Below are 9290 nucleotides of genomic sequence, written 5' to 3'. Positions count from 1 at the left end.
GGCCTCCGCGCGAACGCTGTCGTCGCCCGGCTTGACCGGGCGATCCAGTACGCCGCGGCCTCTCGATTCATTACGACAGTCTCTGGAATACTGGATCGCCCGCCTTCGCGGGCGATGACGGTTGTGGGTAGGGTGAAAGCTCGCCTTACTTCGCCGTCAGCTTCACGCCGAGCCGTCCCGCCAGCTCCTGCACGAACTGCCAGGCGACGCGGCCCGAGCGCGAGCCACGCGTGGTCGACCATTCCAGCGCCTCGCGCTCCAGTGCCTCGTCGTCGACATCGATGCCGAAATGGCTGCAATAGCCGCGCACCATCGCGAGGTATTCGTCCTGGCTGCAGCGGTGGAAGCCGAGCCAGAGGCCGAAGCGATCCGATAGCGAGACCTTCTCCTCGACCGCTTCCCCCGGATTGATCGCGGTCGAGCGCTCGTTCTCGATCATGTCGCGCGCCAACAGATGGCGGCGGTTCGACGTCGCGTAGAGGATGACGTTGTCGGGCCGGCCTTCGATGCCGCCTTCGAGCACGGCCTTGAGCGACTTGTAGGACGCGTCGTTGCCGTCGAAGGAGAGGTCGTCGATGAACACGATGAAGCGGAAGCTGGCGTCGCGGAGCTTCTCCATCAGCATCGGCAGCGTTTCGATGTCCTCGCGGTGAATCTCGATCAGCTTGAGTTTGTCGGCGGCCTTGCGCTCGGCATTGATGCTGGCATGCGCGGCCTTTACCAGCGACGACTTGCCCATGCCGCGCGCGCCCCACAGCAGGGCATTGTTGGCGGGCAGGCCATTGGCGAAGCGCTCGGTGTTCTCCATCAGGATGTCGCGCATCCGGTCGACGCCCTTGAGGAGGAACAGCTCGACGCGGCTCACCCGCGGCACCGCCGCAAGGCGGCCGTCGGGGTGCCAGACATAAGCATGCGCCCGTTCGAACGATTCGGGCTCGAGGGCCGGGCGGCCCTGGGCGGAGAGGTGTGCGGCAATGGTCTCCAGCGCGCGGACGATGCGCTCCTGGGCAAGGTCCGGGGTGACCTTGGTGATCACCTTGGAGGCTGCCGTGGGGCGTTTTGCCGCGAGGTGCGCGGGCTTCCTGGCAGGGGTGCGGGGGCCTTTGCCGGCCGGGCTTTTGCTGAGCTTTTTGGGCATGTCCGAAGTTCCTGAGAACGCAGCCTTATCGGGCCTCGCGGCCTGCCGCAAGGTGGGCCAAAAGGGCGGTCTGGCAGCGTTGCAATTGGGGCAATGGCCGCTATAGTCCGCGCGAATTTGACCGAAGCGGTCGCCTTCGAGGGCCTGACCGGCTTTCCCCCGTTCTCACGAGGATCGTCCGAATGTTGATTACCCCTGCGTATGCCCAGGCTGCGGCCGCCGGCGACACCAACAGCATGTTGATGTCGCTGCTGCCGTTCGCCCTGATCTTCGTGATCATGTACTTCCTGATTCTGCGTCCGCAGCAGAAGAAGGTCCGCGACCACGCCGAGCTCGTGAAGAACATCCGCCGTGGCGACACCGTCGTGACCTCGGGCGGCCTCGTCGGCAAGGTCACCAAGGTCGTCGATGACGACCAGATCGAGTTCGAGATTTCCGACGGGGTGCGCGTGCGGCAAATGCGCCAGATGATCTCCGGGGTGCGGGCCAAGGGTGAGCCGGCCAAGGAATCCAAGGATAGCAAGGAAGCCGCCAAAGACGACGCCGCGTCGAAGTGAGCGCTTCCGCGAGCATCTCAAGTCTCCCGATCTGACAGGTCCAGTCGATGTTGTATTTCACGCGGTGGAAGGCGCTCGGGGTCATCCTGACGGCGCTGATCGTGTGCCTCTGCGCGGTCCCGAACTTCTTCCCGGAGTCGCAGGTCAAGACCTGGCCCACCTGGGCGCAGCGCCGGCTGGTGCTCGGCCTCGACCTCCAGGGCGGCTCCTCACTGCAGCTCGAGGTCGATGCCGGCTATGTGAAGAAGCAGAGGCTCGATCAAATCCGCGGCGATGCACAGAAGGTGCTGCGCGATGCGCGGATCGGATTTACCGGCGGTATTGCTGTGCGAAACGACGCCGTCGAGGCACGCATCACCAAGGAATCCGATCTGCAAACTGCGCTATCCAAGCTGCGGGAGCTGTCGCAGCCATTGGGCGGTCTGATGGGCTCCAGCGGCCAGCGCGACCTGGACGTGACCGATGCCGGCGGCGGGCTCATCCGCCTGACCATCCCTGAGGCCGCGATGCTCGATCGCCTGCGCAAGACCATCGAGCAGTCGATCCAGATCGTCGAGAAGCGCGTCAACGAGCTCGGCACCGTCGAGCCTATCATCCAACGTCAGGGTAACGACCGCATCCTGGTGCAGGTCCCGGGTCTCCAGGATCCGACGCGCCTGAAGGAGCTGCTCGGCAAGACCGCGAAGATGGAATTTCGCATGGTCGACACCTCCGTGCCGCCGGATCAGGCGCAAACGGGCAGGGTGCCGCCGGACTCCGAACTGCTGATGAGCGCATCGCCGCCGCCCACGCCCTACGTGGTCAAGAAGCAGGTGCTGGTCGCCGGCGGCGACCTGACCGACGCCCAGGCGAGCTTCGACCAGCGCACCGGCGAGCCGGTCGTCAGCTTCAAGTTCAACACCTCGGGCGCGCGCAAATTCTCGCAGGCCACACAGGAGAATGTGGGCCTGCCGTTCGCGATCGTGCTGGACAACAAGGTGATCTCGGCGCCCGTCATCCGCGAGCCCATCACCGGCGGCCAAGGCCAGATTTCCGGCAATTTCACTGTGCAATCGGCCAACGATCTCGCGATCCTGCTGCGTGCCGGCGCGCTGCCTGCGCCGCTCACGGTGGTCGAGGAACGCACCGTCGGTCCGGGCCTCGGCCAGGACTCGATCGACAAGGGCGAGCTTGCGGCCTATGTCGGATCGATCTTGGTGATCATCTTCATGCTGCTGACCTATCGGCTGTTCGGCGTGTTCGCCAACATCGCGGTGGCGATCAACGTCGCCATGATCTTCGGCCTGTTGTCGCTGCTCAGCGCCACGCTGACGCTGCCTGGAATCGCCGGCATCGTGCTCACCGTCGGCATCGCGGTGTACTCCAACGTGCTGATCTACGAGCGTATCCGCGAGGAGCTGCGCGGCGGGAGAAGCCCGATCTCGGCCATCGACGCAGGCTTCAAGCGCGCGCTTGCGACCATTCTCGATTCGAATGTCACCACCTTCATCGCCGCTGCCGTGCTGTTCATGATCGGCACCGGACCGGTGCGCGGCTTCGCTGTAACGCTCGGTATCGGCATCATCACCACTGTGTTCACCGCTTTCACCATGACCCGCCTGATCGTCGCGTGGTGGGTGCAGTGGAAGCGGCCGAAGACCGTGCCGATTTGATAATTCGAGGCCGGCTGTGACCACTACTCAACTCGTTCTCATCTCCCTCGGCATCCTGATTGCCGTTCTGACCGTTGTCAGCGTGCTCGGCCTCTTGCCGTCGCTGCGCATCGTGCCGGACGATACGCATTTCGACTTCACCCAGTTCCGCCGCATCTCGTTCCCGATCTCGGCGACGCTCTCGATCGTCGCCATCGTGCTGTTCTTCACCCATGGCTTGAACTTCGGCATCGACTTCAAGGGCGGCACCTTGATGGAGGTGCGGGCCAAGGCGGGCCCTGCCGATCTTGCGCAGATGCGAACGACTCTTGGCGGCCTCGGCCTTGGCGAAGTCCAGTTGCAGCAATTTGGCGGCCCCGCCGACGTGCTGCTTCGTGTTGCCGAGCAGCCGGGCGGGGACAAGGCGCAGCAGGCCGCGGTGGACAAGATTCGCGGTGCACTCGGCGAGTCCGTCGAGTATCGCCGCGTCGAGGTGGTGGGTCCGCGTGTCTCCGGCGAGCTACTGGGTTGGGGCATGGCCGGCCTGATGCTCGCGATCATCGGGATCCTGATCTATCTCTGGTTCCGGTTCGAATGGCAGTTCGCGCTTGGCGCCATGATCGCCAACGTGCACGACATCGTGCTGACGATCGGATTCATGTCGATCAGCCAGGTCGATTTCGACCTGACCAGCATCGCGGCGCTGCTGACGATTCTCGGCTATTCGCTCAACGACACCGTCGTCATCTACGACCGGATCCGCGAAATGCTCCGACGCTACAAGAAGATGCCGATGCCGCAGCTGCTCAACGAGTCCATCAACTCGACGCTCTCGCGCTCGATCATCACCCACGTCACGGTGACGCTGGCCTTGCTGGCGCTGCTGCTGTTCGGCGGTCACGCCATCCACAGCTTCACGGCGGTGATGATGTTCGGCGTCGTGCTGGTCGGCACCTACACCTCGATCTTCATCGCGGCGCCGATCCTGATCTACCTCGGCGTCGGCGAGCATCGCGAAGATGCGGCGGATACGGCGACGCCGGCGAAGAAAAGCAAGGCATGATCCGAACCTCATGCCTTCGCAGGCGTTTGCGAGGGCAGTAAGCCAATTCGGACGAAACTCATGGCCGGCGATCCCAACGCTCCGCATTTCCCGCGCTCGGCGCCGATCGAGGCCTACGGCAAGGGCGGCTTCGCGTTCGCCGGCATGTCGCACCGGGGCTCGCTGCTGTGCCTGCCCGACGCGATCTGGGCCTGGGACGTGACCGCCCCCGACAAGATCGACCGCTATTCACTCGATCGGGTGTTCACGGCGGCCAACAACATCGACACACTCCTGGTCGGCACCGGCACCGGGCTGTGGCTGCCGCCACCGGAGCTGCGTCAGGCGCTCAAGGCGGTCAGGGTCGTGCTGGACACGATGCAGACCGGGCCGGCCGTGCGCACCTACAACATCATGATCGGCGAGAGGCGGCGGGTTGCCGCCGCGCTGATCGCCGTGCCATGAGCAGCCCGCCGCCGCAATCCGACTCCGCCGCCTTCTGCGCCGATCTCGTGCGCAGCCATGACTTTCCCCGCTACGCCGCGACCCTGTTCGTGTCGGCCGCCGAGCGGCGCGCGCTGCAGGCGCTGTACGCCTTCAACGTCGAGATCGTCCGCGTCCGCGACCAGGTGAGCCAGCCCTTGCCCGGTGAGATCCGCCTGCAATGGTGGACCGACATGCTGTCGGGCCATGTCCACGGCAGCGCGGAGGGCAATCCGGTCGCAGCCGAGCTGCTCCGCGCGATCCGAGATTTCGACCTGCCGGTCGAGCCGCTGTCGCTGCTTGCCGAGGAGCACCAGTTCGATCTCTACAACGATCCGATGCCGACCATGGCGGCGCTGGAAGCTTATCTGGCCGCGACCTCTTCGGCTCTATTCGGTCTGGCGGCCCAGGTTCTGGGACCGCGGTCGGAGGCGGTCGAGCATCTCGCCCGCCATGCCGGCCTGGCGCAGGGTATCGTGCAGGTCATCGCCAACTTGCCGCGCGATGCCGCACACCGGCAATTGTTCCTGCCGCAGCAGGTGATCGAGAAGCACGATTGCAGCATGGAGGACGTCTTCGCCGGCAAGGAGACACCGAGCCTGCATGCCGTCCTGGAGCAGCTTGCCGGCGAGGCGCGGCAGCACGTGACCACGGCCCTGTCGCTGCTGCCGCAGGTGCCGGCATTGGTGCGTCCTGCCTTTCTGTCGTTGAGCCAGACGCGAGCCGACCTCAAGCGCCTGTCGCAGCCCGGGCGCAATCCGTTCGCGCCGCAACCGCCCTCGCGGCTGCGCACGCTGTGGACGCTATGGCGGGCTTCACGTTCGCGGGAATTTACCAAATAGCGGTTGGCTTGTCGCCCGAGCCGGGCCAATGCTCTATGCTGTCCCATGGCTGACTTATCCGACATCACGTCCCTTGACCTCAGCGGCTTTCCGGTCGCACCGGAAGACATTCACGCGGCCGCCAAGATCATCCAAGGCGCCGTCGTCCAGACGCCCTGCAGCTACAGCCGCACGCTGAGCGGCATCTGCGGCTGCGACATCTGGCTCAAATTCGAGAACCTCCAGTTCACCTCCTCGTTCAAGGAGCGCGGCGCGCTCAACCGGCTCACCGCTTTGATGCCGGAAGAGCGTGCGCGAGGCGTGATCGCGATGTCCGCGGGCAATCATGCGCAGGGCGTCGCCTACCACGCCAAGCGGCTCGGCATTCCCGCCACCATCGTGATGCCGATCGGCACGCCGATGGTGAAGATCGAGAACACGAGGCATCACGGCGCCGAGGTGGTGGTCACGGGCGCGACACTGGAAGAGGCGGCCGGCTTTGCGCGGAGCCACGGCGAAGCGCACGGCATGATCTTCGTCCACCCTTACGACGATCCGCTCGTGATCGCGGGGCAGGGCACGATCGGGTTGGAAATGCTCAAGGCGGTGCCGGAGCTCGACACGCTGGTCGTCCCGATCGGCGGCGGCGGGCTGATCAGCGGCATTGCCATTGCCGCAAAGTCGATCAAGCCGTCGCTGCGGATCCTGGGCGTCGAGGCCTGGCTCTATCCCTCGATGTACAACGCCATCCATGGCGGCAATCTGCCGGCGCGCGGCGACACGCTGGCCGAGGGCATCGCGGTGAAATCACCGGGCAGGATCACCACCGAGATCGTTCGCGGCCTCGTGGACGACATTGCGCTCGTCAACGAAGCCGAGCTCGAACGCGCGGTCGCGACCCTGATCTCGATCGAGAAGACCGTGGTCGAGGGGGCCGGCGCCGCGGGCCTCGCCGCGCTGATGTCTGATCCGTCCCGTTTCGCCGGCCAGAAGGTCGGCCTGGTGCTGAGCGGAGGCAACATCGATACCAGGCTGATCGCATCCGTGCTCACCCGCGAGCTCGCGCGCGAGGGGCGGCTGACGCAGCTCTCGCTCGATATCCCCGACCGGCCGGGGCAACTCGCCGCGGTCGCGGCGCTGCTGGCCGAGGCGGGTGCGAACATCATCGAGGTCTCGCATCAGCGGACCTTCTCCGACCTGCCGGCCAAGGCGACGCTGCTGCAACTCGTCATCGAGACTCGCGACAGCGCCCATCTCGATGAAGTGATGGCGAGGCTCAGTGCGTCCGGATTGAGCGCGCGCTGCACCTGAGCGGCGCAGACACTACCGCGACGGCAGACCCTCTAGATGCACGATTAGCCGGTCGATCTCGGCTTCCGTGTTGTAATAATGCGGTGATGCCCGCACCACATGCGGCAGCGCGCGACGTTCGGCGTCGATGCGCGTGCTCGACGGATCGGACGCGCCGATCGTGATCCCGGCTGCAGCGGCGCTGGCAACGATGGCGTCCGCCTCATGCCCCTTCATCGTGAAGCTGACGATGGCCCCGGGCGCGCGCCCGAGGTCGCAAATGGTGATGCCAGGAAGCGCCGCGAGGCCGTCGCGAAGTCGGCCAGCCAGCATGCGGCAGCGCTGTTCGATTGGGGCGATGCCGATTTCAAGGGCGTAGTCGATAGCTGCTCCCAACCCCAACCGGGCTGCGTAGTTGTTCTCCCAGGTCTCGAAGCGGCGGGCATCGTCGCGCAATTGATAGCTGTCCCGCGAGACCCAGGGCGCTGCGAAATGGTCGATCATCGGTGGCTCGAGTTGCTGCAGCATGTTCCTGCGAACGTAGAGAAAGCCGGTGCCGCGCGGGCCTCGCAGGAATTTGCGGCCCGTGGCGGACAGCATGTCGCAGCCGATGGCTTCGACGTCGACCGCCATCTGCCCGACCGCTTGGCAGGCGTCGAGCAGATAGGGAATGCCATGCGCCCGCGCGATCCTGCCGATCGCCGCGGCTGGATTGACCAGCCCGCCATTGGTCGGAACCCAGGTAATCGCGATCAGCTTCACTCGCGCATCGATCATCCGTTCGAGCGCCTCGATATCGAGCTCGCCGCTGGCATCGCTCGGCACCACATCGATGACCGCACCGGTTCGTTTCGCGACCTGAAGAAACGCAACATAATTGGCGGCGTATTCCGCTTCGGCGGTCAGGATCCGATCGTCCTTGCGAAACGGCAGCGAATAGAACGCCATCTGCCAGGCAACCGTCGCGTTCTCCACGAGAGCGATCTCGTCGGGGGCGGCACTGAGCAGACGCGCGACTGAGCCATAGACTGCGTCGAGCCGCTAGGCCTCGCGATCGGCGGCTGCATAGCCCCCGATCTCGCTTTCGAGGTCGATATGCTGCTTCATGGCAGCGGCGACGGGGGTCGGCATCAGCGCCGCGCCGGCGTTGTGGAGATAGGCGATCCGGGAGGCCGCTGGCGTGTCGGCACGTATTTGGTCGAGGTCGATCACTGACGCCCTCCAATCTTGTAACCCATGAATTAGGCGCGTTGCCGACCGCGAGCAAGATGAGCGCGCCTCAGATGCAAAGCCCCAGCAGCTTGACGTGACAATTGCTGGACTTTGGCTTGCTGGCGGGAGCGACCTCGCGCTTCACGGCGACGACGGGCTCCTTGTCGTTTTTCTTGCCTTTGCCCTTCGGCGCGTAGTCGCCGGCGATGACCATGGCCCAATAGGTGCGCTTGCCACTCGCATTCTTGGCGCTGGCGATGCCGACGCGGGAGGCGTTGCGCAGCAACAGGTTCTTGCGGTGCCCGGAGGAGTCGATCCACTGGCCCAGTGTCTTCTCGAAATTGTCGTAGCCGTAGGCGATGTTCTCGGCGGCCCGGCCCGCGCCGGCCGGGGCGACGCGGCGGTTGAACGGTCCGAGTGCGTCGTGGCTGAGGTCGTCCTTGGCCGCCATCGCGCGGGCCTGGTCCATCGCGATGCGGTCGAGCGTGGCGTCGCGGACGACACGGGGCTCGCCGTGCTTGAGACGGAAGCTCGAGATCAGCTCGGCCGGCGAGTCCGCCAGCGCAGGGGCGCCTGCCAACAGCAGAAGGCCGGCGATCAAGCCGCCAACCACACGATGCATCATCGTCCCCCGAGCGCCCATCATCCCTGCCGACCCTGCGTTTTCTCAGCGCTTCTCTATCGCCAATGTGGACGCTTCAAGGCACGGGCTCTCTGCGCTAGCGCGTCGGCAGGTCCGCCTCGAAATTGAAGCGGTCGCGCAGGTTCTTGCGCTGCTCCAGGATGTCCTTGAGGAAGGCTCGGTCCTGCTCGTTCTTCATCATCGGCTCGATCAGATCGAGCTGGTTCATGGCGACCAGTTGCAGGACCTCGGTGCGCGGCTCGCCGCTGTTATTGCGGGGCAGCGCATGCACGACCTGGATGTGCTCGGGCGGCTTCGGTCCCTTGGCGGCGGCAAGCTCGCTGCGGAGCTGGCCCTCGAGCGCGGCCTGATCGGCTTCGACGAAGGCATAGAGCCCGACGCCGGAGCGGCGGTCGGCAAAGGCGACGATGGCGGTATCGCGTACGGCAGGATTGCGTCGGATCAGCTCCGCCAGCACCGGGGCATCGTTGACG

At 65.3% G+C, this 9290-nt stretch carries 8 protein-coding genes and 2 pseudogenes; 6 read left to right on the top strand and 4 right to left on the bottom strand.

Annotated elements, in window-relative coordinates:
- Nucleotides 1-145 precede the first annotated feature (145 nt).
- Nucleotides 146-1138 (bottom strand): ATP-binding protein, encoded by a 993-nt coding sequence (locus tag JHD07_RS23970; RefSeq protein WP_291626549.1) that lies wholly within the window; start codon nt 1136-1138, stop codon nt 146-148.
- A gap of 182 nt (nt 1139-1320) precedes the next feature.
- Here JHD07_RS23970 and yajC point away from each other — a divergent pair, with 182 nt between their 5' ends.
- From yajC to JHD07_RS23940, 6 genes are read left to right on the top strand one after another with little or no spacing between them, the layout of a single operon-like run.
- Nucleotides 1321-1695: a preprotein translocase subunit YajC gene (yajC, locus tag JHD07_RS23965; RefSeq protein WP_197952492.1), complete on the top strand. Its 375-nt coding sequence runs from the start codon at nt 1321-1323 to the stop codon at nt 1693-1695.
- Nucleotides 1696-1742: 47 nt separating this feature from the next.
- Nucleotides 1743-3347 carry a protein translocase subunit SecD gene (gene secD, locus JHD07_RS23960; RefSeq protein WP_291626544.1) on the top strand — a complete coding sequence of 535 codons (1605 nt, stop codon included), beginning with the start codon at nt 1743-1745 and terminating at the stop codon, nt 3345-3347.
- A 16-nt stretch (nt 3348-3363) separates the two neighbouring features.
- The gene (gene secF, locus JHD07_RS23955; RefSeq protein WP_291626542.1) at nt 3364-4389 is read left to right on the top strand and encodes a protein translocase subunit SecF; all 1026 of its coding nucleotides are present in this window, start codon (nt 3364-3366) and stop codon (nt 4387-4389) included.
- 60 nt (nt 4390-4449) lie between these two features.
- The gene (locus tag JHD07_RS23950) at nt 4450-4833 is read left to right on the top strand and encodes an MTH938/NDUFAF3 family protein (RefSeq protein ID WP_291626540.1); all 384 of its coding nucleotides are present in this window, start codon (nt 4450-4452) and stop codon (nt 4831-4833) included.
- A complete protein-coding gene (locus JHD07_RS23945) occupies nt 4830-5693 on the top strand; it encodes a phytoene/squalene synthase family protein (protein WP_291626538.1) in 864 nt (287 codons plus the stop codon). The genes JHD07_RS23950 and JHD07_RS23945 overlap by 4 nt, the downstream gene beginning before the upstream one ends.
- Nucleotides 5694-5738: 45 nt before the next feature.
- A complete protein-coding gene (locus JHD07_RS23940) occupies nt 5739-6983 on the top strand; it encodes a threonine ammonia-lyase (protein ID WP_291626536.1) in 1245 nt (414 codons plus the stop codon).
- Nucleotides 6984-6995: 12 nt separating this feature from the next.
- Here JHD07_RS23940 and JHD07_RS23935 read toward each other — a convergent pair.
- The 3 genes and pseudogenes from JHD07_RS23935 to JHD07_RS23925 form a co-directional block, all read right to left on the bottom strand.
- A pseudogene (locus JHD07_RS23935) lies at nt 6996-8174 on the bottom strand (aminotransferase class V-fold PLP-dependent enzyme).
- 67 nt (nt 8175-8241) lie between these two features.
- The gene (locus tag JHD07_RS23930) at nt 8242-8796 is read right to left on the bottom strand and encodes a CAP domain-containing protein (protein ID WP_291626534.1); all 555 of its coding nucleotides are present in this window, start codon (nt 8794-8796) and stop codon (nt 8242-8244) included.
- Nucleotides 8797-8893: 97 nt separating this feature from the next.
- Nucleotides 8894-9290, bottom strand: a pseudogene (locus JHD07_RS23925) (serine/threonine protein kinase); the annotation flags it as partial.

The sequence above is a fragment of the Bradyrhizobium sp. genome, assembly GCF_016462955.1.
Classification (GTDB): Bacteria; Pseudomonadota; Alphaproteobacteria; order Rhizobiales; family Xanthobacteraceae; genus Bradyrhizobium.
The sequence above is the reverse complement of the archived record's forward strand: the minus strand, read 5'-3'. Positions and strand labels throughout refer to the sequence as shown.